Genomic DNA, 22,083 nt, shown 5'->3' with positions numbered 1-22,083 from the left:
CAGTTGCTCGTAATTTTGCGCTGAATATCTATCGCTCCAATGGCTTCTCCAATATGGCTCAAGCACAGCGATACTGCCAATTTGGACTAGACACACTCAAGCGCATTTTTAGAATGAAATAGCCCTGGCTTTACGGCTTTCTGAAGTTTGAGCTAATGCTGAAGAAAGGAATATGGTTGAAACATTACCTAGCAACGGTGCTGAGAAACTAGCTAACAAAGCCAGAAGGATAATTAATCTAAATTTTGGAAATTTGATGGCCATCACACAGAAAAGAACGGAACAGGTAACAGGAGGATTTTTATGTTAAAAAGTTCCCCCTTTCCCCGTTAATTTTCAGTAGCACAACAATCAACTAAGGGTTTTGATTCAATGTCTTCCAAACCCACCTGCTGCAATAAATCTGCCCAATCCTTAGCCAGTCTTTTATCCTGGGGATTAGCCAAACGCAGTTCAGCTAGAGCAGTTAGGGCATCAAACCACAATCCTTGTTGAGCATAAACAGCAATATGCTCCCGGCGATTCTTGCCCTCTAGCTTTTCTAAATCAGAACTGATCGATAATCTTTCAATTCCACCACTAACGAAATCATCCTTTAATAGGCCACTGCCATTGCAAATCACAGAGAAATGCCAACGATATAAATCTTCAACAACAAGTGGTGAAACCGTTTCCGGTAGAGTAATTTTAACAATTCCCGGCGTATTTTGGAGCCTGAACGTTTCTTCGTAGATTTGATTACCTTGCTTATTATGCAGCCAAAACTTGGCTTCAAGTTTATTGTTATCGGAATAGGGAACATAAAACCAAAAGGTAGGACGTTCACTAGTAGTTAAGCCGAAATTAGTCCCAGGTACCAAAGCAATAAATTCCTCAAAGGGACAGTCAGTCCTACTGCCTGCACCTTTACGTTTACCAGGGGCTCCTTTAGGAGGTAGAGTAAGCTCTAATTTAACTGGAACTGGCAATTCAGCTATAGGGGTTAAGGAGTTTTCCCCTTGGTTGAGCAAGTTAGTTAGGGGTTCAATTTCCTCTATAGCTTTAACTAGGTGAGATTCTAAACTAAATGCCCAACTCAGAGTCAGAGCAATAATTACCTTTTGTAGACGAAATTTATTACGATTCATGATATAATACATCCCTAATTTAGTTAAGAGATTACCTATGTAATCAAGCTCTTAATCAAGATGCAACCCTGAAACTAAGGAACCAGTCATCTAAACCACCTGCAATTTTGAGGCGGTCTAAGATTAATCTATTTATTTAACAGTGTTATAGTCGTAAACTATGCAAAGCACTGGAATTCCTTTTGGAAATTACCCAAAACCGAGCAACTAACCAATACAGTCCTCTTGTAAGCAACAATTATCCCTGTAGCCACAAAAGCTAAAGCCGAAGGGATTAATGGTATCCACCAACCTTGAATAAAGAAAATAAAGCAAACACCAGATAAAACTACCAGATTGGCGATACCCACTCCCACCCAATGAAAGAGTCGTTTACAGAGCAAAACCAAGAAACCCCCTAGACTCCCCCAAGCCCAAATCCACAAAAACTCTCCCCACTCGGACCATATCCATAACGGTTGTTGTCCATCTTTGACCGCACTCAGAATCTGACTAACCATCTGAGCCTGAATAAAGACACCACGCATAGTCTGGTTTGAATCCTGACTAAAAGGAGTGGCAAAATCATCTTTAATGCTAGGGGCAGTAACACCAATCAAAACTACCCGGTCTTTAACCCAACTCGGTTCAAATTGATCCGTTAGAATCTGTTTTAGGGTAACCCTTTGGGCGATATCACCAGGAGTGCGATAATCCAGTAGCATCTGATAGCCAGCATTACTCGTTCCGGAGTAATTACCGGCATAACCAGGCAACGACCTTAACGTGGTTTCCCCTAATTGCACCTCACCCTCTGGTGTGACCTTAGGGTCAATCCCCTCTGCAGCTAAGTAATGTAGTGCTAACTGCAAACTTAGAGACATCTCAGTCTGACAAGGGGAATCACGGTTAAAGCTAGCATACCAAAGATAACGGCGCAGTACGCCATCGGAGTCAATCACCACATCCGTAAAGCCCAAACGTTCCGGTGGCACTTCTGGGGGTGGGGCAATACCACCATAGTTACGAGTGGGGTTACTAGCTTGACAGACAGCAAAAAAGTTATCCATCCTTGGCAAGCCATTAGCCAAATCCTGATACTCCTGACTGACCGGAAAATCCCGATAGATATCCAAGCCAATGGCACGAGGGTGATGAGCCTGTAATTTATCCAACAGTTGAGCCAAAGCCGCATCAGACAGGGACCACTTACGCTTCATACCCTGGTCATCCTGATACTGAAAATCCTCTTCAGTTATTTCAACCACTAACAGCCTCGGGTCAACCCCTTGGTCGGGTCGCCAGCGCATAAATTGGTCATAAGCCTGTAACTCCCAGGGTTGGATTACCCCCAATGGCCGCACCACCATCAGGGCAAGGGTAACCAGAAAACTGGCAATCACAGCCGTGCGGGGTAACTGCCAAGGAGACTGGTTGATCGGACCATAGCGTAATTCTTTCCAAGTGGGGGGTTGAACGGTAGGGTTTTGGCAAACCACCGGTAACCAACTGGCACAGGGATACTGTTGTTCCCAGCCATGTAATTTTTCCCGTGCTTCTGCCACGGAGCTATACAGAGACTCACCCCGGATGTAAGCGTCTAGAAAATACCGCAAAAACTTGGGTGATACTGGGTCTGGCACTTTCTCGGCCATCACAATCACCTGGGGCAAATACAAATCCTGCTGTGCTGCCAACTGGTAGGCTAAGCCGAGACCATCACAGGAATTAAAAATAGCTAACTGCAACCCTCGTGCGATCGCTTTCTTCAAGGCAAACCGCAGATCATCGATAGTCAACCGTTCGGTCTGATTGAGTTGAATTTCCCCCCGCTGCCCCTCTTGGGAAGTGCCACTGTGACCAGCAAAAAACAGAATATCCCACCCCTGCTCCCATAACTGCTGATTCAACTCAGATGCCTGGGGTTCCTGCCGCCAGGTAATTTGTGCCCCCGCCTGACCCGCCAACTCCTCCAACGCCTGCTGATCAGCTTGCTGGTTAAGATTGGCACCCTGACCCAAAATTGCCAGAATTTTCACCTTGCCCTTGGGGGTAGTCTGGCGCTTAACAGGGTTGGGACAATCGTATTCAATCGCACTCAGGGCAACGTCCGCCTGGGCTTCCGCCAGTAAATCCCAGCGGTGCCAGGGAAACCGACGCAGCCAGGGATTATTGGTCTGTAACAGCAGTTGATATTTTTTCCCCGAGCGCAATAACTTATCCCGAATCGAGCGAAACTCTGGGTCAGTATTGAGCCAGTGATTAAGACTCCCTTCCAAAACCTCAGCCCCTTGCCGACAAGCCGCAAAGGCTTCCCCCCGCTGGGATGAATTGGTCACCTGTTCGGGATTGGCACTCAGAGCACGAAATAGCATTTCCAAACTCAGATACCGTTGCTGCCAATGGCGATAACAGTTGAGTAAGTCTGGATTCCCCGACAACCGCCCTTTTATCCGAGTTTGGGACGGAGAATGAAGATCCCCTTGCCGAATTTCCAGGGTGGCATCAAACCCCTGCTCAATTTCTCCGTCTAATATTAACGTTAACAGCCTCTTCATTGATCTATTTTTGACAATTTTAAGTGTTTCCAAGAATAGCAGGAGTCCGCAAAGTCCCCCTTATTAAGGGGGATTTAGGGGGATCAAAAGCCTGAACAAAATTCCCAATGGTCGATCCCCCCCAGCCCCCCTTAATAAGGGGGGAGTCGGAAAAGTGCCCCTTATTAAGGGCAAGGCTGATTCCCTGAAAAACCTCTTGCCTCTTGCCGTCTTGATGCAGTCGCTCATGGGGGAAACCCCCAAGACCGCGCTGCATCGCTTTTGCCTCTTGCCTTTTGCCTTAAAAAGCTCCTCAACAAAATAATAATTGCTATATCTCTCTCGATCAAACCTGAAACCTTTCCGTTACACTAGCTTCACCTAAAGAAACCTGAATTCCGAAGTCATCTCCCTGTTGGGCATTAAACTGATATTGGATGAATTCATCATTACTTCTGGCGGTTACTTCGGTAAAAATATCTCCGGTTGCAGTCAGTACCGATAGTTTCAAATTCGCAGGCAAGGTTAGTGTCTCACCCCTAGGATAAACCTGTGCTCGAACGCTGGCAGTTTCCTTGTCAATTTTTCCGACAGTAATAATTAAAACGACCGGATTACCGGCTAGTTCTAGCCCTAAATCAAATAAATCAATTGGTTTAGCTCGTTGTTGCTGGTATTCGGTATTTCTAAATGCTGGTCTCAGTTGTTGTGGAGACAGCAAATCGTTAACCGACTGCCAACCTAATTCAAAATTCCCCTTCAACCATTCCAGTAATTTTACGACATTTGATTCCAGCTCTGGTAATTGCTCTGGTAATTGGTTAATTAACTGCTCAAGAGACTGGATTTTACTAATCTCCAAGCTTCCTCCCAGTGCAGTTTTGGCAAATCCTAGCAGTTTAGCTTGATTACTTGGTTGATTAATTTCTACTACCACATAACCAACTCGGTCTTGGCGACTTTCTGGTGGTATGTCACAAACTTGGTCACCAGGTAAAACAGGACGACATTCCAATTTACCCCAACCTTTAACCATCAAGTCGGATACATTCATTAGCGATCGCAGGGCTGGATTGCTGCTATCACTTGCTGGTAAATCAGTTTCTACTTCCAGACACTGTTGTAAGTAGAAATTTACCGCATAAACCGCTAATGTATTTAGGTAAACGTCTTGAGCTTTATCCGGTTCGTGCTGTTCCCGACTAAAGGTTTCTGCTAGTTGATACCAATCTCTGGTAATAGGCACAGAAAATGCTAATTTTTCCGTTAAGTTATTCATGGTTACTCTTTCGATAAATTGAATCTTATTGGTCAGTTATTCCTGCAAGTATTCCTTAAACGTGTCAGAAAAATACTTGCAAGAGCGCCAGTAGAAACTTTGCACCGTTGACGCTTGCTTTGGCTTTAACCCAACTGCGACAGCAGTCTGTTGCCAACTCTTCCGGTCTAGATATAAAAGAGCTATAGTTCTGAAGTTGGCTTTAGGATGTCCTTTAACGTGTTTGCTGGCAAACAGCCCATCAGAGTCTTCTTCAATACACTGACCTATAAGCTGTGAAGGTAACGGAGTGTCTTCTGGTTGGGCAACGGTATCTAAATAGGTCATACCTGATTGATTGACTTTACCCCCATCGGAAGAGTTTATTGGTGCATCTAGTGAGTACTCCTTTCCCCCTTTGGTATGTCGTTTCTTGGCATCAATCAACCGCCACTTGAGGATACTATTAATCCAGTTAATCACCGGACCTCTCGGTTCATAAGTATCAATTTTTTTGAACACATGCAACCAAGTCTCTTGAAGTGCTTCATCATAAACCTCCTGGGGAGTGTCAGATCTCCTGCGAGATAATTTGCCGGATGCTTGAATCATGTGAATCAGCCGAGTCAGGGCTAGACGACGACCACGGCTTTTTGGGGGATGCTTTTGAGCTTCTAACACTAGCTGTTGTAGTCGTTCGTCCAGTTCGTCCATAGGTTAACTCCATCTCATCCATCTCCTTGATGCACCTTTCTAAATAACTAACGGTGGCTAACCCTGGATTCTATGCAAAGTCGGAAAAAATTTTTTAAACAGGACTTACCTATTGCCCCCTAAATCCCCCAAACTTGGGGGACTTTCGTGACTTTTTCCCCCCAGATTTGGGGGGTTAGGGGGGCAAAACCAATGATTTGGCATGGAATCGGTCTTGGAGAGGGTTAACAAAAACAGATGAGGCTGTTGTTTTTTATCCCTGCCCATGTATAATCCTAAAATCATCAAGCGTTGGCTAGTCGGACTTATTGCTATTCCTGTAATTTGGTCAGCCTACTGCGAGTATCAAGGTAAACCCTTTACCAAAACCAGTGATGTGATCAATTCCCTGGTGCAAGTCACAGTATTAGTCGATGCCCTTCTCAAGCAAGAAGACTCAGATAACAACTAATTGTAGGCTTTTGGCTAGTTTTGAATGCGATCGCTAAACTGGCATCTTAGTAGAACTGGCATCTTGGTAGAACTGGCATCTTGCCAGTGTCAATGTGCGTAGAACTGGCATCTTGCCAGTTTCATTAGAGTCAACTAACTATAGATGAAAAGCTGTGTAATCGGAATAGATGGCGGTGCCAGTAAAACCCTTTGTGTAGTCCTCAACCACCAAGGTCAAATCCTAGGTCGAGGAGAAGCCGACGCCTCCAATTATCACACCGTTGGTATCAAAACCGCTTTCGCCTCCATAGAATCAGCTATTCGCCTAGCTACCCAAGAGGCTTCCGCTAAACTGTCCATGGAATCGGTCACAGTGGAAGCCATTTGTTTGGGATTAGCCGGTGTTGGTCGTCCACGAGATAGAGAAGTGGTGCGAGGCTTCGTCCAACAGTTGTTGTCAAGTCAGACAATTCCCGTCACTTGGGCATTACTCCCCTCTACTGTTGTTATTTGTGATGATGCTTTGATTGCCTTAGTGGGAGGAGTCGGTAAGCCTGTGGGAGTTGTTGCGATCGCAGGCACCGGCTCAATCGTTTTTGGACGCAATGCCCAGGGAAACACCAAGCGAGTTGGTGGCTGGGGACATATCCTAGGAGATGTTGGCAGTGCCTATCACATTGCCGTCTCTGGATTACGAGCGGCTATCAACGCCTATGATGGCTGCGCAGTAACTAGTCTAAGAGCAACTAGTCTTCAGGAGCGCTTCACCACCCATTTTAACTTATCAAACTTTAATTATATCACAGATATTATTTATCAGCCAGGGTGGGGAGTCAAAGAAATTGCATCCTTAGCACCAATTGTGGATCAAGCAGCCGCTGAAGGCGATCAGGTAGCCATTAGCATTATCGAAGATACAGTTAATCAACTAGCAAAAGCTACCCAAGTTGTAATTGAAAGCGTCTTTACCCCTGACTCACAATGTGAAGTAGTAACCACCGGAAGTGTCTGGCATGGTCTTTCCTCAATCCGTCAGCAATTTGAATCATCCCTTGTCAGGCTTAGCCCTAATGCTAAAGTGATTTGGCCTCGCCATGAGCCTGCTTATGGTGCCGGTTTGTTAGGATTGCGGAGTCTAGGCAATAGGCATGCTAGCAATAGGCAATAGGCAAGAGTAACCCACCCCACGGTCGAGGTGGGGTGTGGCCTTATTTAATTAATTGGGCAAATGCTGACTAAACTCATCTAGGGAGTTAACGGTTAATGCTGTTGCCATCAACTCTTCTAGTTGTTCGAGAGTTAAGGCTTGAATTCTGACGGATATCTCGACAGGAATCTCTGAAAATCGCAGTTTAAGGATGCGCTCTAAACTGCCTCGACGTTCTTGTTGGATGCCTTGTTCAATCCCTTGTTCAATCCCTTGTTCAATCCCTTGTTCAATCCCTTGTTCAATCCCTTGTTCAATCCCTTGTTCAATCCCTTGAGCAAGACCCTCTTGTAAAATCTCTTGATACCAGGGTGATTCTCGTAATACTGTCATATCCCACCTCATGATTTGTTGAATTAAGGGTATCTCTAAAACAAAGCTAGCGAAGAAAGCTAACAATGGCTCTAGTTGATTCAAGGTTTGATCCGCTCGTAGAGCCTGCACCGCTGACCGCAATTTCGATTCACTACCACCTCCAAATAAGATCGGGACAAATGGAAATAGGGGAGGTAATGGTTGTTCTAATACTAATTCAGCCTCTACTTCCCACAGATTAATTACCCGATAATCTTGACGCGCCTTTAATCCCATGAATTCCCTGTCGTAACAGTCAACGATTGTGACTGTAGCTGGAGGTGGCAAGATGTTAATTAATACCGGATAAGCGGATAGGTTGTATTTCTCCTCAGCTAAGGCCACATAATTGCGCATTCGCTGAGGCATGTTCTGGTCATAGCGTAGTTGTAATTCATTGAGAATCAGAAATTCGGAGTGTTCAGGACTAGACGCTTTTACAATGACATCGCTTTCGCGACTAATCCATTGAAACTCAGCATCGAGTAACTGAGATGCCCGCACTTGGGGATTACCGGTTACCCATTGCACCCAAGCATTAGGAGCGAGACTGATTAGGCGTTTGCTACCAATATCTGCACGTTTTGTCATACAATTGATCCAATTAAGACTAATTATTGACTTACGCCCACCCCACGGTCGAAGTGGGGTGTGGCCTTATTTAATTAATTAGGCAAATTTTGACTAAACTCATCTAGGGAGTTAACGGTTAATGCTGTGGCCATCAACTCTTCTAATTGTTCGAGAGTTAAGGATTGAATTCTGACGGATATCTCTGAAGGAATCTCTGAAAATCGCAGTTTAAGGATGCGCTCTAAACTCCCTCGACGTTCTTGTTGGATGCCTTGTTCAATGCCTTGAGCCACACCCTCTTGTAAAATCTCTTGATACCAGGGTGATTCTCGTAATACTGTCATATCCCACCTCATGATTTGTTGAATTAAGGGTATCTCTAAAACAAAACTAGCAAAGAACGCTAAGAGCGGTTCTAGTTGATTCAAAGTTTGATCCGCTCGTAAAGCCTGCACCGCTGAGCGCAATTTTGATTCACTACCACCTCCAAATAAAATTGGGACAAATGGAAATAAGGGAGGCAAAGGTTGTTCTAATACTAATTCAGCCTCTACTTCCCACAGATTAATTACCCGATAATCTTGACGAGCCTTTAATCCCATGAATTCCCTGTCGTAGCAGTCAACAATAGTAACCGTGGCTGGGGGCGGCAAGATGTTAATTAATACTGGATAAGCGGATAGGTTGTATTTCTCCTCAGCTAAGGCAACATAATTGCGCATTCGCTGAGGCATCTTCTGGTCATAGCGTAGTTGTAATTCATTGAGAATCAGAAATTCGGAGTGTTCAGGACTCTTTGCTTTAACAATGACATCGCTTTCGCGACTAATCCATTGAAACTCAGCATCGAGTAACTGAGATGCCCGCACTTGGGGATTACCGGTTACCCATTGCACCCAAGCATTAGGAGCGAGACTGATTAGGCGTTTGCTACCAATATCTACAGGTTTTGCCATACAATACAATTGACCGAATCAAGATGAATGATTGACTTACACACACCCCACTTTGCAGGGCTGTTTATGGGGTTCAACTAAAATTTGATTAGTGAAGAGCTGGGCTTTTCAGACTTCCCAAACTTCCTGTTTCTTAAGATTCTTCGACTATAGACTCGCCCTCTATAGGGTCTCCTAAATCGAAGATAATTATAAATTTTTCATCGGGCATCAGTCGTTTAAGAGCCTGCAAGTGACCCTGGGTGCATCTCAGTTTTGCAATTAGGCAAAAATTCGGGAGAAAATTCCCACACTCCCCACACTCCCCACACTCCCCACACTCCCCACACTCCCCACACTCCCCACACTCCCCACACTTCTGAGACTTGCGATCTTTTTTACAAATATGAGATGCACCCAGTGACCCTCCGCATCAGAGCGGTTCCGAAAACGACGAACAACCACCCGCTGCATCTTCGGCAATAGCCGAATGAGCGCCCATGGATATAGGCGTTGAGAGTACGACATAAAATATTAGGTATCTCCTTAACTGGGGCTCCAGAGCCAGCCTGTAGCCGGGAGAAACTGTCGGCTGGCTCTTACCGTGGAACGTTTTAGCGCCCACGGTAATTTTATTATAACACAAATAATCTTTCATTATAACATTTTTTGAAAACTTTTGTAACAAATTTTTTCGGGAATCGGGAATCGGGAGTCGGGAGTCGGGAGTGGGAACAAATCCTGTGTACCTCACTCGTGATCAGAATTGCTATCGGTAGTGGGATTAATACAAAAGGGAACAGGGAGGGAGTAGTGGAGTGGGGAAAAATCCTGTGTTTTCAGGTATTAATTAATTAATACTTTTATAGCTATGTGCGATGGGAGCTTGGAGCCGCTACGGGATTGGCCGTAGGCCTCAGCTTCCGCGCTTATGCGATCGCATTCCCGATTCCCAATTCCCGATTCCCGACTCCCGATTCCCGAAAATAAATGCTCCGTGTAAGATTGTGTATCAGCCGGATCATCCACTGGATTGTGGCGCTCGTTTGTGGATTGAAACCTTCAGTGATATTCACTTTATTGGTGGTATTTTTCCGGCTACTAGCTAAGTCGGTCAAGGGTTTTTCTCGAATTCTTTTTGACAAGATTCTATATGATGATGCTTATTGTTATAAGCATATTGTAGAGCATACTTGCTAGAGGTAGAGATTTTATCCCAACTTATTCGATACCACTTCGATAAATTTATTGGGTCAACACTTTCGACCTGTGGTATAAAATCAAGGCCATAAGAAATTCCAGTTACATCTTCCAGTATATTACGCCGTATAATTCCTTTAAAACAAAGGATATCATCACTTTGAAACGTATATCTTGTCCCTAAGATACTATTTCCTTGCTTTTTAAAAATAATATATCTACTATAGTCTTTGTTGTGTTGATAAAAATAGATGCCATCAGTAAAGCCTTCTACTCCAACTAATTGTCTCCACTTTTTTTCCCACTTAAGGATCCCATCTTGAGCTTTATTATGGACAGACGTTGATGAAGGAATTTTTTTTGCCAAGTTAATGGCTAATTTATAATTTTCATCAACTGGTTTCAACTCCTGAGTTTTTACCACTTTCTCTGCTTGAGCCAACTGTCCTTGAGCACACTGATTTAGAAAAGCTCGTGCATTATACGATTGGTGAGAAGTTTCAGGAATTTCTAGAGCTTTGTTCATACACTCGACAAAGTCTTGATTGATGATCAGGTCTTCCATAGTTTCCACAAATGTTTGCTCTTGATGAGATAGCCATTGCTGATAGCCAAAAATGACTCCCTCACCAGTAATGAAAAGTGTTGCAATACCGATTCCCAGCCATAAAAAATTCTTAACTAAAGATCTAGGTGGATTCTGCGGGTTTACTAGCTTCTGATCTTGTTTGTAATTTTGCATTTGATGACTATAGTATTTATATGTCTACAGATTCTAACCACTCCTCAAGTGATTGAAAAGGATCTGATTCCTTAAAGGCCATTCCTTACAACTTTAGATTTCCCTACTAAGAGTAGGGAAGAGCCATAATGATTAGGTCACACGATTGTCTTCTCTCTTCCCTGCTCCGTTCCCGTAGCTTGTCCCACGGCCTTAGTCCCTGCTCCCTAAAAACCCAGAACGAAAGTACCTAACAGCAAGCGATGCAGCGCGGTCTTGGGGGTTTCCCCCATGAGCGACTGCCGTGGTTTCCCCCATGAGCGACTGCATCAAGACATTGTAAACCGCTGTATACGCTATAGATAGCGTATACAGCGGTTTAATTAACCGTACAAGTAGATTTTATGGGTAAGTTCTGGAGGAGATAAGTTTCTTCCCCCATTTTTTTTTAGTCGCGCGGGAACAATCAATTACAAATCATGTCTGATTAAAGTGTGCGACTAACGATTTCAAGTTCTTAGTATTATGCTTAAAAATTTTTCGACTATTTTGTTGAGCAGTTCTTTAGCCTTTTCAATGTTCGGGTTAGCACCTGTAAAAACACTCGCCGATGAAATCAATACACAGGAAGACCCATGTGGTGATAATATAGATTGCTTTGTTATAGAACAAGAAGGTGATTCCTGTTTTCTAAATTATTACTACAATGGTAGTCTTCATTCGAGCAAGAATATCAGCTGCCTAACTGATGAAGATACTATTGGTAGCGGTAATAATGGAAACGACACACTAGATCCTTGTAGTGTATGCATTAAGCCAGATCTTCCAAATATGGAATAGTCGCTTACTCTGTGTGCGAAGTGAAAGCGTGGTGGTAATTATTTACTGTTAGCTAAACGGCTAGTACAGCAAGAGGGATTAGGTTTAAGTAAAAAAGCTGGTGAGCATATCCAATATGTAGATATCAGCCCTTTTATCTATTCCCTGTTTGCTGTGTTTGGCATTACAGCGAAAAATCGCCTCCGGGGTGCCTATAAAAGCGGAAAATTCTGGATTATTCCTCTGTTCAACCATTTGCTAAGTCTGTCAAGGGCTTTGCTTGACGAATTCTTTTCGACAATATTCTAGAGTCATATGCCTATTATTATAGGCATATTGTAGAGCCTCATTGCTAGACTTAGACGCTTTATCCCAACTTATTCGATACCACTTAGATAAATCTATTGGATCAACACTTTCGATCTGTGGTATAACATCAATACCACCAGAAATTTGACTTACTTCTTCAAGTATATTACACCGTATAACTCCTCTAAAACAAGCGACCGCATCACTTTGAAAATAATATTGTTCACCTAAGATAGTATTGCCTTGCTTTTCCATAATAATATATCTATTATATTCTTTCTCATGATGGTAAAAATAGTTACCGTCAGGAAAGCCTTCTACTCCAAGTAATTCTTTTAAATTTTCATTCCACTTAAGGATCGCATCTTGAGCTTGATTATATACAGAGGTTGATGAAGGAATTTGTTTGGCCAAGTTAATGGCTAATTTATAATTTTCATCAACTGGTTTAAACTCCTGTGCTTTTACCACTTTATTGGCTTGGTCCAACTGTCCTTGAGCACACTGATTAAAAAAAAATTGCGCATTATAATGGTTGTGAGAACTTTCAGGAATTTCTAGAGCTTTGTTCATACACTCGACAAAGTCTTTATTTATAATCAGGTCTTCCATAGTTTCCAGAAATACTCGTTCTTCATGATGAGATAGCCATTGCTGATAGCCAAAAATGGCTGCCTTACCAGTAATGAAAAGTGTTGCAATACCGATTCCCACCCATAAAAAATTCTTAACTAAAGATCTAGGTGGCTTTGGTGGCTTTGGTTGGTTCTGATCTTGCTTTTGATCTTGTTTGTAATTTGGCATCTGATGACCGTAGTACTTATATGTCTAAAGAATCTAGCTATTCTTAAAGTGATTGAGAAGGATCTGATCCCTTAAAGGCAATGCCTTTCCTCCTTTATGTCTTATTTAACATAGACTTTGCAGTACCCCTAAGGGTACCTTTTGTACTAATAAAGTATTCTTTTCAGATATTGTGTAAAAGTTAGACTACCAAGCTTATTAGCCAAGATCGGTTACTTTGCCTAACCAATCTGATTCAACCGTTCCTACCAACGTGCTTGACCTCCTCTATTTTTCCCATACCCCCAGACCCCACACCCAGTAAAGCAACAATTTGGACTACTGCGATCGCATCGACCGTCCGTAACTATATGCCATAGTCCTTGCTGCTATAGGATTGACCTTGGCCAAAAGGGCAAGCTACGCGATTGACCGTAGGTCACGCTAAGCAAGCGCATTTTCCTACCACACCTAAACGTAAGCATTCAGCTATCAGCTATCAGCTCTAGCTATCAGCTCTCAGCTCTGAGCTCTCAGCGCTGACGGCTGACGGCTGACTGCTGACTGCTGAATGGTTACACCTAAACTCTTCCGTTTCTTCCCGATTCCCGATTCCCGATTCCCAAAAATTGCCAATTTTTATTTTTTGCATTAAACTAGTATTATCGGAATAGTTAAAGGAGAGTCCACTGATGAACAAGTGCGTTGGAACTACTGAAGCAGCATCTCTATTAGGAATTTCTTCTCGACGATTGCGCCAACTCCTAGAGAACGGTCGGGTGCGGGGTGCCTATAAAAGCGGTAAATTCTGGATTATTCCTCTGTTCAACGATTTGCCACAAATTACTAAAGGTAATCGTGGACCCAAGGGCAAATGGCGCACTAGTCGTCCTCCCGCTTTAGCGAAGATTAATGTCAATCGCAATCACATTGGCTCGAATATGAAGAAAAGCCCTCAAGACCGGAAGCCAGTGATTTCAGTAAAACGAAAGGGTACTAATCTCTACGGCAATGAAGTGGAAATCCTCGGTCCGTGTAAGATTGTTTATCAGCCGGATAATCCACTGGATTGTGGTGCTCGTTTGTGGATTGAAACCTTTAGTGATATCCACTTTATTGGTGGGAGTTTTCCGGCTACTAGCTGAATGGGTCAATCCCTTCGCGACCATCCAAAATTATCAATTCAAAATTCGGCGTTGCAGCAACGATTCACCCCCCGAAAAGATAATGAAATAGCCCTGCTAAAGTATCTGTTAATTTTTTAATGGAATAACTGACCAATACCACAATCGAAATCATAAGGAAGAAGGACAAACCAGTAAAGATTTCATTAAACAAGATGTGTATCCTTCTTGGTATAACCAAGGTATACTTAAAGAGTAGGGCTTATTCCTAAGATCACTATGAAAACAGCAATTTCACTTCCAGACTCAGTTTTTGAAGAAGCAGAAGCCCTTGCTCAACAGATGGGCTTGTCACGTAGTGAACTCTACCTAAAAGCATTAAAAGCTTATCTTAAAAGGTATAATCGCAATCAAAATCAATCCCCGCATAAAGCAAATCACTACAAAACGGGGAAAATCATGGGGATAAAAGGACTCCACCCCAGCTTATTTAGGCCGCTTCTGCAAAATCAACAACATTGCCTGGTTTGAAGTTACCGTAAGAGAGTGGAGCCTTTATGGTCGATAGGTTATGCGTCAAAGTTTCAAGTCTTTGTAATAAGGCTCCACTCTCTAAGGTTTCGTCTCCGGGGGGTCATACTTCTGTTCTGTATCTGCCCACCGTTGCGTATTGGGCACAACGCGCGTACATAGACCGATCATAGCTATATGTCAACTACGGAAGAGCCGAGAATATTAGCTTATTGACATGATATTAGCATCGCGCTCAGCTTTCAGCGGACAGTTGTTTTTCAAGATTTGAAAGAATTATATCGCTCCTGCTGGTTTCTATCTCGCCCCTTTCAGGACTCTGTTGAATATTCCAGAGATAGCGATAGTGTCCGTTACGGGCTAATAGATCTTCGTGAATTCCTTGCTCAACCAATCGGCCTTGATCCAAAACAAAGATACAATCTGCCTGAATTGCTGCTTGTAGTTGATGAGTAATCATAATCACAGTATGTTTACCTGCCAGGGAGGCAATGGTTTGATTAATGGCATGTGCCATCTCAGCCGAGAGACTACTGGTGGGTTCATCGAATAACAGGATGGGCGGACTATGAAGCAATGCCTGGGCGATCGCAATCCGCTGACGTTGCCCCCCAGACAACTGTCCTCCTCCTTCGCCAACTATGGTTTGGTAACCCTCTGGTAGACTCAAGATAAAGTCATGGATTTCGGCAGCTTGAGCAGCCGCAAAAACATCTTCATCTGTAGCCTCAGGCTGGGCGATGCGGATGTTATTCATAATAGTGGTGTTGAACAGAAACGTTTCTTGCAATACAATACCGGTTTGCGATCGCAGGGATTTCTGCGTCAGGCTATGTAAGTCATTGCCATCAATAGTTATCCGACCCTCACTGACATTGTAGAAACGCATGAGCAGGTTAAACACAGTACTCTTACCAGCACCACTCGAACCAACAAATGCAACAAATTGACCAGCTTTTATAGACAAATCAATGTCGTGCAATTGACGCTGTGCATTGTTATAGCTAAAAGACACATGCTCAAAGCAAATTGTCTTCTCAAACGAAGTCAAAGCATGAGCATCAACAGCATCGATAATTTCAATCTGTTGCTGGAGTACCTCATCAATTCGTTGCATTCCTATGCTGGCTTCAAACCAGCGACCAATCCGCTGATTAACCAATTGACCTAAGAGTTCGTACATACCATGAGAAATGGTAAAGAAAGTGATCCAGGCTCCAATGGTAATTTTGTGAGAGAGAACGTAAACTCCTCCAATTCCCATGACCCAAGCATCAAGCAAGTAAGCGGAGAATGTTACTGCATATTTAAAGAGAAGAAAGCTGAATACAGCTTCAGTTTTCTTGTCCTCAAGTTTTCTCAACTCATCACTGAAATAACCTGTAAATAAAGCTTGCAAGCCATATCCTGAGATCATCGGTTGGGCACGAATTCCCTCCTGTACCGCATCCACCATTAATGCATTCTGGTTAATTGCATTCAGACCTCGCCTAGTCATATTAATCATCAAATACAGCGTTATTGGTAGCATTACAACCATAGGCAAAGTGCCAAGTATGGTTAAAGTGCTACTAATGCGAATCATCATCCCTAAGTTGACTAGGAACATGATTATTTCGCCAACGCTGCGGATCATTTCCTGGCCTAAAATAGGCTCTATCTTATAAATATCTACAGAAAAGTGGGTTAACAAATTTCCGAGTCGAGCCTGTTTGTGGAAGTTGTGTGAAAGGGTTTGCAGTTTCACAAATAAGTCATATCGGATGTCATTGGCAATACGGCTAGAAAGTCGAGCAGACAAACGACTGCCTAAGAGGTATAAGCCAAAGGCTATCGGTAATAGGATAGCTAGTTGGATTGCTGAACGGACAAGAACAGGGGCTCCTTGATCAATAGCAGTGCCTAGCTTATTGGCTGCAACTAGTTGGTAAGCAGGCATACCCATCATGCAGACAGCACTAGCGGTGGCAATGGCGACATAAGGGGACCAGTAATTCCAGACATATTTGAAGAACAAGCGAAAACGAATAGCAAATTCTTTTACCAATAAGATCCAATTTCCTGGATTAATTTTCTTATCTTCCTGGGACAGTTCATACCCTTGCCAAGGTGAGCGATCTTTGAGTTGAAGGGGCGTTTCCCGAAGCTTCTGAGATCTAGGCACCCAATGATCAAAGGAGAAAAGTTGGGTAAAGCCTGTTATCGATTGAAGAAGTTTAAAAACTAACTTTGGTTGAATTGAGTTGCTAGCAGATGAAGAATCCGTCCCTTTAAAATCTACTGTTTCCTTTGAAGGCTGTCTCCACAAGTAGCGTACGATACCCCAAGAACAAACAATTGTAAGACTTATCGCCAATAATGTAGTCGTGGAAGGGTGAATTAGACTATCATAATCGAGGGATAGAGTCTGGTAAAAAACAGTCAGCATAAGATGGTTAAGATTGTTCATTGTTGACTACATCGACTTTAGCCACGTTTAAACTTGGTAAAATGTTTCTCTCAAAAAAATCAATAAAATCTGTAGTATATAGTTTGGCACTATCGGCCGTGACATGAGCTTCATCAAAGAAATGTCATATGCCAGCGTCGCAAAAAATCAATAATGCTGGCTGCTTTATATGGAGAAAAAAAGTTTAATGGTAATCGAATCCCGAACATATTTCCGATACCGATTGCCATATCGGAATAGCCTGAAAAATCAAAATACAATTGCATTGTGTAAGCTAAAGCTCCATACCACGCCTCGAAAAAGCTTAGAACTTCACCATTATATGCAGCCATAAAAACTGGGTCACCATGAATTGCGATCGCATCAGCTAAAAATTTCTTGAATAAGCCAACTGAAAAAATACTGATGCCAAGGGCAAGTGACTCTGAATTAAGGCGAGGATTTTCCTGGAAGGAAAACTGTGGCATAAGTGCCTGATAACGAACAATAGGTCCTGCAATAAGCTGAGTAAAAAACGTAACAAACAGGCAATATTTCCAAAAGCTATGGTTACCCGATATTCTGCCCTTATAGACATCAACCAAATAGGCAATCTGCTGAAATGTAAAAAACGATATTGCCAATGGAAGTACAAGTTTTGGTATCTCAAGGTTTAGGTCAAAAATTGTACTTATATTTTCTATAAAGAAACCTTGATACTTATAGTAACTAATCCCTAGTAGGTTAGCACATATCCCAATTATAAAAATAGTTTTGATGATGTACTCCTTTTCATTTGCTTTTCTTAGAAAAGTAATTAAATACATCACCAAATAATTTCCAATAATTGAGGAAATGATCAAAATGAGGTATCGATAATTCCAATAGCCATAGAAGAAAAGCGATGCACTAATTAGGCAACCCACTGCTAGTGACCACTTCTGCCAATGTATAGCTAATGAGAATACGAGCAATACCCATGGCAAAAAGATGAAGATAAATCCGTAAGAATTAAATAGCATAGAGGTTGAATCAATTTAGTGTATCCCTCAAGATTCAAATGTGTGTCACCCCGAGCAATGGCACACCCTACGACAATAAGCGTTGCAGGATGGTAATAGTTTTAATTCCCCCAAACGCTCATGCTTTGGCGTTGCTGAATTAGGGAATGAATAGGAGTGGGGTGGGCATCCTGCCTGCCCTAAAATAAGCATGAAACTGGCAAGATGCCAGTTCCACGCAAGATGCCCATTCCACAGGTTTAGGGAATGAATAGGAGTGGGGTGGGCATCCTGCCTGCCCTAAAATAAGCATGAAACTGGCAAGATGCCAGTTCCACGTAAGATGCCAGTTCCACGCAAGATGCCGATTCCACAGGTGCGACCCGTGGCGAATTTAATAAATTAGATCCCGAAAGCGCACCATTACACTCTTAAAATCATTCCAAGACTCACGCAACGCCCGTTTTCTAGGAGTTTTTCGGTGGATCTGTCAGAAGATTTAGTTGGTGGGAATCTTCACCACGTACTACGATGCAAGGAATAGGGTTTCCGGCAAAACCTCTGACCTCAATATCAGGTCTTGCAAAACGAGCAACCAGACCGAAGCGAGTTCGAGAGTCATTGTTTCGACTGACACCATGCCAAATTCCACCTCTGGTAAAGCAGTACTGACCTGCTTTCATCTCTATGGCTTCAATTTTATGAGGTGCGTTTTCTGGATGCATACGATCAGCCAGCCTAAGCATACTGTCAGCATCAGTGAGATCACACTCTCCTGCCTGCTCCAGTGCAGTAAGGTCTGCATCGTACTTGTGGGTTCCAGGGATAACCAGCAGACAACCCGTTTTCATAGTCATCTCGGTCACTGCGATCGAGACATGAACGCCTTTGATCCAACCGTTAATTATATCGATATGCCAAATTTGACCGGTCGTTTCGACGATATGACCATCATGACCAGGCTCTCTAGAAATAGTTTCTGCCATCCAAAATAGGAGGTTTGGCCCCATAAAATCTGCAACATCATCTAAGATCCGAGGTTCTGTGGCGAGGTCGTACACTAACCTAGACGTAGTATGAGCAATCCTGCGATCCATAACATTAGCATTGCTTTGGCTCGGAGGCGATGAAGGTTCTTGATCTTGATCTTGAGATTCTCCTATGGCTTGGCTCATCCCATCACGTAGAGCGAGTAGACTAGGAGTATGACCCAGCGTAAATGGACCAACAAAGCCTTCTTTCTCGAAAAAAGCAACTTTCTGCTCAACTTCATTAAAGTTGGCTTGGCTAGTGCTATGTTGCTCAGAATACCCAACGGTTTGCATGATCAAATCCTTCTTCCTATGAACGTAACTGTAGAAGCATTCAGGCGACTCAATTCACAAGGCTTAGATGACTTAATTCTATACCTCATTACAACTGACCCCTGTCCATTCTACTAAACTTAACAGGATAATACTGGTTTTCTCGTTGATATAGCCTCCTCAATAATATCAACAGCTTTTTGAACACCTCCTGATTTCTTAATCGCTGCTTGTAACTCTAAAGCACTCTTCCTATAAGATCCCTCCATTAAAACTTTCTTAAGGGTCTTGTGAAAACTTTTCACCGTCAGTCTACTTAAATGTAGAAGTTCCCCACAACCAGCCCAGACAACTCTAGCCGCCATGCCATGCTGATCGCCAAATAATGGAATCGCTACCATGGGTAATCCATTGTATAAACTCTCCAAAACAGTATTGATTCCGCCGTGGGTAATTGTCAGAGTTGCTTTTTGCAGTAACTCTAATTGGGGAGCATTATTGACAAGCAATGTATTTTTAGGGAGAGCCACCGGAAAATCACAGTTACTTATTCCACCACGTGAGATAACTAACTGAACATCGAGATCTTTACAGGCTGAAGCCATCACCTCTATAACCCACTGAAGACCTCCTAACAAGCTTCCTAAAGAAGCATAAATCAGAGGCTGATTAGTTAGCTTTTCCTAGGGGAAAGATATAGGATTTCGGTTTCCTGAATAATGGTATGGCCCAGTAAAATTAAAATGTCTTGGTAGGCTTTGCCTAGGAAATTATAGTTCAGGAATTTGGTGGGTGATCTGAGCTAATGGAGAATAGTCATCATCAAAACTTGAAAGTCGAGGCAACCCCCACGTTTGCCGATAATAATTGATCACTTTTAGGACAGAAATATCTCTTTTACTAAGAAACGTATAACCGATTCGATTACGAAGACCCCCCCACCACGAAGGGTTGTAAGGCCAAGTTGTCCCAAAAGGAGGAATAGTAGCTTCAGAATGTGATATTACTGAGCAAAATATGCTAACAAAAGGAATATCAAGATGCTGAGCAATCGTTGCTCCTGCTGAAGCTCTTGAATCAATGAGCAATGCTTCTATGCCTGCCGACTTAACAGCTGATGGAGCATGGCTGAGATACCTCTGTTGATAAACTACGCTCTGACCGGGTACCCAGCCAATCTTGCTACGCAGCGACTCAATGTCCTTCCGTTTAGAAAGTAGAGCCAAGAATTCCAAGAATTCAAAGTTCTGGGTTACATTTTGAGAACTATACTCTGGAGATGATTGAGCAGGGTCAGATTGCCAAACTGCTTGAAACTCTAAACCTTCAGACAAAGTTTTTGCTTGTGTTTGAAAACCTGTTTTAGTGATGGGGACTCCTACCAATGTAACGCGGTGACCACGTCGCTTTAACTCTTGCCCTAAGGGTATTATCGTGTTAAGATGCCCAGCTGCTGATGGACAGATAAGACCGAAATGAGTCATGGAGTTTCTTCTTTTTGTGGATAACAACTACAGACCTCATGGTTTCCTGATGGGAGCATCTCACTTATGCAGAGCATTTGTACATTATCTATAGCCCCCTCATGGGTTTTAGCTTGCTCAGATAGCACATATTTCATCTGTTTTGCAACGCAAGACCTGCTCCCTTTGTGATCAATTAACCTGTAGCCAATTCAAGTTTGAAGTGTACCAGTACCTGATTGACCAAAAAATACCTTATATGAAGTGCCATAGTCAAGACTTTTTCGTGGTCGATGCTTGATTCACTCTACGACATTGAAAGCTTACAGCGGTTTGCAATTCAGTTAGGTACAAATTTCTGGATTTTAGGGAACAGGGAACAGCGGATCTGGGAACAGGGAACAGGCAAGAGGGAACAGGCAAGAGGGAACACAATCCTGTGTACCTGATAGTTATGCAAACCGCCTTAAACTCGGAATTATTGAGAACGGGAGCAGGTCTTGCGTTGCAAAACATTTGTACTATGTACCATTAGCGCAAGCTAAAACCCATGAGGGGGCTATAGATAATGTACAAATATTCGGCATAAGTGACATGCTCCCCCTATTACCTATTACCCATTCATCACAAGTTAAGGCAGAATGAATTTTGTCAAGGTATTGTTAATTAATCTTTACCTTACCTTCAATCTATTTAGGTGCGCTTTCCCCATCTAATTATTAAATTCGCCACGGGTCGAACCTGCTTGTGATTGGCATTGACGATTTACACCCAATGATTGCAGATGATTGAATGACTTGTCTTTGGGGAGTGGGTATCTGGCGATCGCCTTGCCAAGAAACACGATCGCCAAAACCAGGAAAATCTCAAAAGCCTGAATTAGCAAGCACTTTGACAACCAGTAACATTTTGTAACTAAGTCATTGACAAATGATACACAACCTTAACTTGTGACGAATGCCTATTACCCATTACCTATTACCCATATTTAGTACAAATGTTCTGCATAAGTGACATGCTCCCATTGAGAACGGAGGGCGCTTATTGAAATTCACACAGCATATTTCCGGTTTTATATACTATTACATCACTTTGGTCTGTAGTTTTTCCTACTAATTTAGATAAGTTTACAATCAGAGCTAATTTTTAAAGTAAATGTAAGCATTCAGGTGTAGAGATTGACAAAGTCACCCCACTCACTTCAAAAGCGGAATCAGAGACAATTCGTGAGAACGCTGCCTGACTGCTAAGGACACAGCCTGACTCAGGAACTTTATGGTATTA

The 22,083-nt window shown here is 42.8% G+C and carries 25 protein-coding genes and 1 pseudogene; 9 read left to right on the top strand and 17 right to left on the bottom strand.

Features of this window, described 5'->3' with window-relative positions; translation table 11 throughout:
• The first annotated feature begins 172 nt into the window (after positions 1 to 172).
• On the top strand, positions 173 to 310 hold the full coding sequence (locus F6K46_RS29960) for a hypothetical protein (protein ID WP_293064503.1): 138 nt from the start codon (positions 173 to 175) through the stop codon (positions 308 to 310).
• Between the two features lie 19 nt (positions 311 to 329).
• On the opposite strand, the gene F6K46_RS29955 is transcribed toward F6K46_RS29960, so the two are convergent.
• From F6K46_RS29955 to F6K46_RS29935, 5 genes are all read right to left on the bottom strand, one after another.
• Positions 330 to 1,127 (bottom strand): DUF928 domain-containing protein, encoded by a 798-nt coding sequence (locus tag F6K46_RS29955; protein WP_293064500.1) that lies wholly within the window; start codon positions 1,125 to 1,127, stop codon positions 330 to 332.
• Between the two features lie 158 nt (positions 1,128 to 1,285).
• Positions 1,286 to 3,664, bottom strand: coding sequence for a CHASE2 domain-containing protein (locus F6K46_RS29950; protein ID WP_293064497.1), 2,379 nt, complete (start codon positions 3,662 to 3,664; stop codon positions 1,286 to 1,288).
• A gap of 19 nt (positions 3,665 to 3,683) precedes the next feature.
• Positions 3,684 to 3,920 (bottom strand): hypothetical protein, encoded by a 237-nt coding sequence (locus F6K46_RS29945; protein ID WP_293117636.1) that lies wholly within the window; start codon positions 3,918 to 3,920, stop codon positions 3,684 to 3,686.
• A 69-nt stretch (positions 3,921 to 3,989) separates the two neighbouring features.
• A complete protein-coding gene (locus F6K46_RS29940) occupies positions 3,990 to 4,922 on the bottom strand; it encodes a DUF1822 family protein (protein WP_293064494.1) in 933 nt (310 codons plus the stop codon).
• A 36-nt stretch (positions 4,923 to 4,958) separates the two neighbouring features.
• Positions 4,959 to 5,615, bottom strand: a complete 657-nt coding sequence (locus F6K46_RS29935) for a hypothetical protein (RefSeq protein ID WP_293064491.1) — start codon at positions 5,613 to 5,615, stop codon at positions 4,959 to 4,961.
• Between the two features lie 265 nt (positions 5,616 to 5,880).
• Between F6K46_RS29935 and F6K46_RS29930 the strand changes: the two genes are divergently transcribed.
• Positions 5,881 to 6,066 carry a hypothetical protein gene (locus F6K46_RS29930; protein WP_293064488.1) on the top strand — a complete coding sequence of 62 codons (186 nt, stop codon included), beginning with the start codon at positions 5,881 to 5,883 and terminating at the stop codon, positions 6,064 to 6,066.
• A 144-nt stretch (positions 6,067 to 6,210) separates the two neighbouring features.
• On the top strand, positions 6,211 to 7,215 hold the full coding sequence (locus F6K46_RS29925) for a BadF/BadG/BcrA/BcrD ATPase family protein (RefSeq protein ID WP_293064485.1): 1,005 nt from the start codon (positions 6,211 to 6,213) through the stop codon (positions 7,213 to 7,215).
• Between the two features lie 48 nt (positions 7,216 to 7,263).
• Here the strand turns inward: F6K46_RS29925 and F6K46_RS29920 are convergent, their stop codons facing one another.
• The 3 genes from F6K46_RS29920 to F6K46_RS29910 all read right to left on the bottom strand — a co-directional run bounded on the left by F6K46_RS29920 (position 7,264) and on the right by F6K46_RS29910 (position 9,644).
• A complete protein-coding gene (locus tag F6K46_RS29920) occupies positions 7,264 to 8,199 on the bottom strand; it encodes an Rpn family recombination-promoting nuclease/putative transposase (protein WP_293064483.1) in 936 nt (311 codons plus the stop codon).
• 74 nt (positions 8,200 to 8,273) lie between these two features.
• The gene (locus F6K46_RS29915) at positions 8,274 to 9,137 is read right to left on the bottom strand and encodes a DUF4351 domain-containing protein (protein WP_293064481.1); all 864 of its coding nucleotides are present in this window, start codon (positions 9,135 to 9,137) and stop codon (positions 8,274 to 8,276) included.
• Between the two features lie 261 nt (positions 9,138 to 9,398).
• Positions 9,399 to 9,644: a hypothetical protein gene (locus F6K46_RS29910; RefSeq protein ID WP_293064479.1), complete on the bottom strand. Its 246-nt coding sequence runs from the start codon at positions 9,642 to 9,644 to the stop codon at positions 9,399 to 9,401.
• 141 nt (positions 9,645 to 9,785) lie between these two features.
• Here F6K46_RS29910 and F6K46_RS29905 point away from each other — a divergent pair, with 141 nt between their 5' ends.
• Together F6K46_RS29905 and F6K46_RS29900 are read left to right on the top strand one after the other, a co-directional pair.
• Complete coding sequence (locus F6K46_RS29905) at positions 9,786 to 9,974, top strand: hypothetical protein (protein ID WP_293064477.1); 189 nt, start codon at positions 9,786 to 9,788, stop codon at positions 9,972 to 9,974.
• A gap of 137 nt (positions 9,975 to 10,111) precedes the next feature.
• Positions 10,112 to 10,225, top strand: a pseudogene (locus tag F6K46_RS29900) (DNA-binding protein); the annotation flags it as partial.
• A gap of 5 nt (positions 10,226 to 10,230) precedes the next feature.
• On the opposite strand, the gene F6K46_RS29895 reads toward F6K46_RS29900, so the two are convergent.
• Complete coding sequence (locus F6K46_RS29895; RefSeq protein ID WP_293064475.1) at positions 10,231 to 11,058, bottom strand: hypothetical protein; 828 nt, start codon at positions 11,056 to 11,058, stop codon at positions 10,231 to 10,233.
• A 504-nt stretch (positions 11,059 to 11,562) separates the two neighbouring features.
• On the opposite strand from F6K46_RS29895, the gene F6K46_RS29890 reads away from it, so the two are divergent.
• Positions 11,563 to 11,877, top strand: coding sequence for a hypothetical protein (locus tag F6K46_RS29890; RefSeq protein WP_293064473.1), 315 nt, complete (start codon positions 11,563 to 11,565; stop codon positions 11,875 to 11,877).
• A gap of 246 nt (positions 11,878 to 12,123) precedes the next feature.
• On the opposite strand, the gene F6K46_RS29885 is transcribed toward F6K46_RS29890, so the two are convergent.
• Positions 12,124 to 12,969, bottom strand: coding sequence for a hypothetical protein (locus tag F6K46_RS29885; RefSeq protein ID WP_293064471.1), 846 nt, complete (start codon positions 12,967 to 12,969; stop codon positions 12,124 to 12,126).
• A 671-nt stretch (positions 12,970 to 13,640) separates the two neighbouring features.
• Here F6K46_RS29885 and F6K46_RS29880 point away from each other — a divergent pair.
• Positions 13,641 to 14,093, top strand: coding sequence for a DNA-binding protein (locus F6K46_RS29880; RefSeq protein WP_293064469.1), 453 nt, complete (start codon positions 13,641 to 13,643; stop codon positions 14,091 to 14,093).
• Between the two features lie 258 nt (positions 14,094 to 14,351).
• Positions 14,352 to 14,603: a CopG family transcriptional regulator gene (locus F6K46_RS29875; protein WP_293064467.1), complete on the top strand. Its 252-nt coding sequence runs from the start codon at positions 14,352 to 14,354 to the stop codon at positions 14,601 to 14,603.
• Positions 14,604 to 14,838: 235 nt separating this feature from the next.
• Here the strand turns inward: F6K46_RS29875 and F6K46_RS29870 are convergent, their stop codons facing one another.
• From F6K46_RS29870 to F6K46_RS29840, 7 genes are all read right to left on the bottom strand, one after another.
• Positions 14,839 to 16,767 (bottom strand): ABC transporter ATP-binding protein, encoded by a 1,929-nt coding sequence (locus tag F6K46_RS29870; RefSeq protein WP_293064465.1) that lies wholly within the window; start codon positions 16,765 to 16,767, stop codon positions 14,839 to 14,841.
• 398 nt (positions 16,768 to 17,165) lie between these two features.
• Entirely contained in the window at positions 17,166 to 17,894 is a 729-nt protein-coding gene (locus F6K46_RS29865) for an MBOAT family O-acyltransferase (protein WP_293064463.1), read from the bottom strand.
• A 298-nt stretch (positions 17,895 to 18,192) separates the two neighbouring features.
• Positions 18,193 to 18,345, bottom strand: a complete 153-nt coding sequence (locus F6K46_RS29860) for a hypothetical protein (protein WP_293064460.1) — start codon at positions 18,343 to 18,345, stop codon at positions 18,193 to 18,195.
• A gap of 154 nt (positions 18,346 to 18,499) precedes the next feature.
• Entirely contained in the window at positions 18,500 to 19,357 is an 858-nt protein-coding gene (locus F6K46_RS29855) for a phytanoyl-CoA dioxygenase family protein (protein ID WP_293064456.1), read from the bottom strand.
• Between the two features lie 119 nt (positions 19,358 to 19,476).
• The gene (locus tag F6K46_RS29850; RefSeq protein WP_366510806.1) at positions 19,477 to 19,995 is read right to left on the bottom strand and encodes a nucleotide disphospho-sugar-binding domain-containing protein; all 519 of its coding nucleotides are present in this window, start codon (positions 19,993 to 19,995) and stop codon (positions 19,477 to 19,479) included.
• A gap of 111 nt (positions 19,996 to 20,106) precedes the next feature.
• Positions 20,107 to 20,820 carry a hypothetical protein gene (locus F6K46_RS29845; protein WP_293064454.1) on the bottom strand — a complete coding sequence of 238 codons (714 nt, stop codon included), beginning with the start codon at positions 20,818 to 20,820 and terminating at the stop codon, positions 20,107 to 20,109.
• A gap of 252 nt (positions 20,821 to 21,072) precedes the next feature.
• On the bottom strand, positions 21,073 to 21,315 hold the full coding sequence (locus F6K46_RS29840; RefSeq protein ID WP_293064451.1) for a hypothetical protein: 243 nt from the start codon (positions 21,313 to 21,315) through the stop codon (positions 21,073 to 21,075).
• A gap of 276 nt (positions 21,316 to 21,591) precedes the next feature.
• Between F6K46_RS29840 and F6K46_RS29835 the strand changes: the two genes are divergently transcribed.
• The gene (locus F6K46_RS29835) at positions 21,592 to 21,714 is read left to right on the top strand and encodes a hypothetical protein (RefSeq protein WP_293117633.1); all 123 of its coding nucleotides are present in this window, start codon (positions 21,592 to 21,594) and stop codon (positions 21,712 to 21,714) included.
• Positions 21,715 to 22,083 lie beyond the last annotated feature (369 nt).

The sequence above is a fragment of the Moorena sp. SIO3E8 genome (genome assembly GCF_010692445.1).
Classification (GTDB): Bacteria; Cyanobacteriota; Cyanobacteriia; order Cyanobacteriales; family Coleofasciculaceae; genus Moorena; species Moorena bouillonii.
Note: the sequence above shows the minus strand (reverse complement) of the source record. Positions and strands in the feature narration are given on the sequence as shown.

What these genes read in the sequence shown, in the direction of transcription:
- F6K46_RS29950 (WP_293064497.1), bottom strand. Translation starts at nt 3,664, where the DNA reads ATGAAGAGGCTGTTAACGTTAATATTAGACGGAGAAATTGAGCAGGGG.
- F6K46_RS29945 (WP_293117636.1), bottom strand. Translation starts at nt 3,920, where the DNA reads ATGCAGCGCGGTCTTGGGGGTTTCCCCCATGAGCGACTGCATCAAGAC.
- F6K46_RS29880 (WP_293064469.1), top strand. Translation starts at nt 13,641, where the DNA reads ATGAACAAGTGCGTTGGAACTACTGAAGCAGCATCTCTATTAGGAATT.
- F6K46_RS29890 (WP_293064473.1), top strand. Translation starts at nt 11,563, where the DNA reads ATGCTTAAAAATTTTTCGACTATTTTGTTGAGCAGTTCTTTAGCCTTT.
- F6K46_RS29960 (WP_293064503.1), top strand. Translation starts at nt 173, where the DNA reads ATGGTTGAAACATTACCTAGCAACGGTGCTGAGAAACTAGCTAACAAA.
- F6K46_RS29910 (WP_293064479.1), bottom strand. Translation starts at nt 9,644, where the DNA reads ATGTCGTACTCTCAACGCCTATATCCATGGGCGCTCATTCGGCTATTG.
- F6K46_RS29895 (WP_293064475.1), bottom strand. Translation starts at nt 11,058, where the DNA reads ATGCAAAATTACAAACAAGATCAGAAGCTAGTAAACCCGCAGAATCCA.
- F6K46_RS29940 (WP_293064494.1), bottom strand. Translation starts at nt 4,922, where the DNA reads ATGAATAACTTAACGGAAAAATTAGCATTTTCTGTGCCTATTACCAGA.
- F6K46_RS29935 (WP_293064491.1), bottom strand. Translation starts at nt 5,615, where the DNA reads ATGGACGAACTGGACGAACGACTACAACAGCTAGTGTTAGAAGCTCAA.
- F6K46_RS29920 (WP_293064483.1), bottom strand. Translation starts at nt 8,199, where the DNA reads ATGACAAAACGTGCAGATATTGGTAGCAAACGCCTAATCAGTCTCGCT.
- F6K46_RS29955 (WP_293064500.1), bottom strand. Translation starts at nt 1,127, where the DNA reads ATGAATCGTAATAAATTTCGTCTACAAAAGGTAATTATTGCTCTGACT.
- F6K46_RS29930 (WP_293064488.1), top strand. Translation starts at nt 5,881, where the DNA reads ATGTATAATCCTAAAATCATCAAGCGTTGGCTAGTCGGACTTATTGCT.
- F6K46_RS29840 (WP_293064451.1), bottom strand. Translation starts at nt 21,315, where the DNA reads ATGTTTTGCAACGCAAGACCTGCTCCCGTTCTCAATAATTCCGAGTTT.
- F6K46_RS29885 (WP_293064471.1), bottom strand. Translation starts at nt 12,969, where the DNA reads ATGCCAAATTACAAACAAGATCAAAAGCAAGATCAGAACCAACCAAAG.
- F6K46_RS29855 (WP_293064456.1), bottom strand. Translation starts at nt 19,357, where the DNA reads ATGCAAACCGTTGGGTATTCTGAGCAACATAGCACTAGCCAAGCCAAC.
- F6K46_RS29845 (WP_293064454.1), bottom strand. Translation starts at nt 20,820, where the DNA reads ATGACTCATTTCGGTCTTATCTGTCCATCAGCAGCTGGGCATCTTAAC.
- F6K46_RS29875 (WP_293064467.1), top strand. Translation starts at nt 14,352, where the DNA reads ATGAAAACAGCAATTTCACTTCCAGACTCAGTTTTTGAAGAAGCAGAA.
- F6K46_RS29925 (WP_293064485.1), top strand. Translation starts at nt 6,211, where the DNA reads ATGAAAAGCTGTGTAATCGGAATAGATGGCGGTGCCAGTAAAACCCTT.
- F6K46_RS29835 (WP_293117633.1), top strand. Translation starts at nt 21,592, where the DNA reads ATGACTTGTCTTTGGGGAGTGGGTATCTGGCGATCGCCTTGCCAAGAA.
- F6K46_RS29915 (WP_293064481.1), bottom strand. Translation starts at nt 9,137, where the DNA reads ATGGCAAAACCTGTAGATATTGGTAGCAAACGCCTAATCAGTCTCGCT.
- F6K46_RS29860 (WP_293064460.1), bottom strand. Translation starts at nt 18,345, where the DNA reads ATGCTTATTTTAGGGCAGGCAGGATGCCCACCCCACTCCTATTCATTC.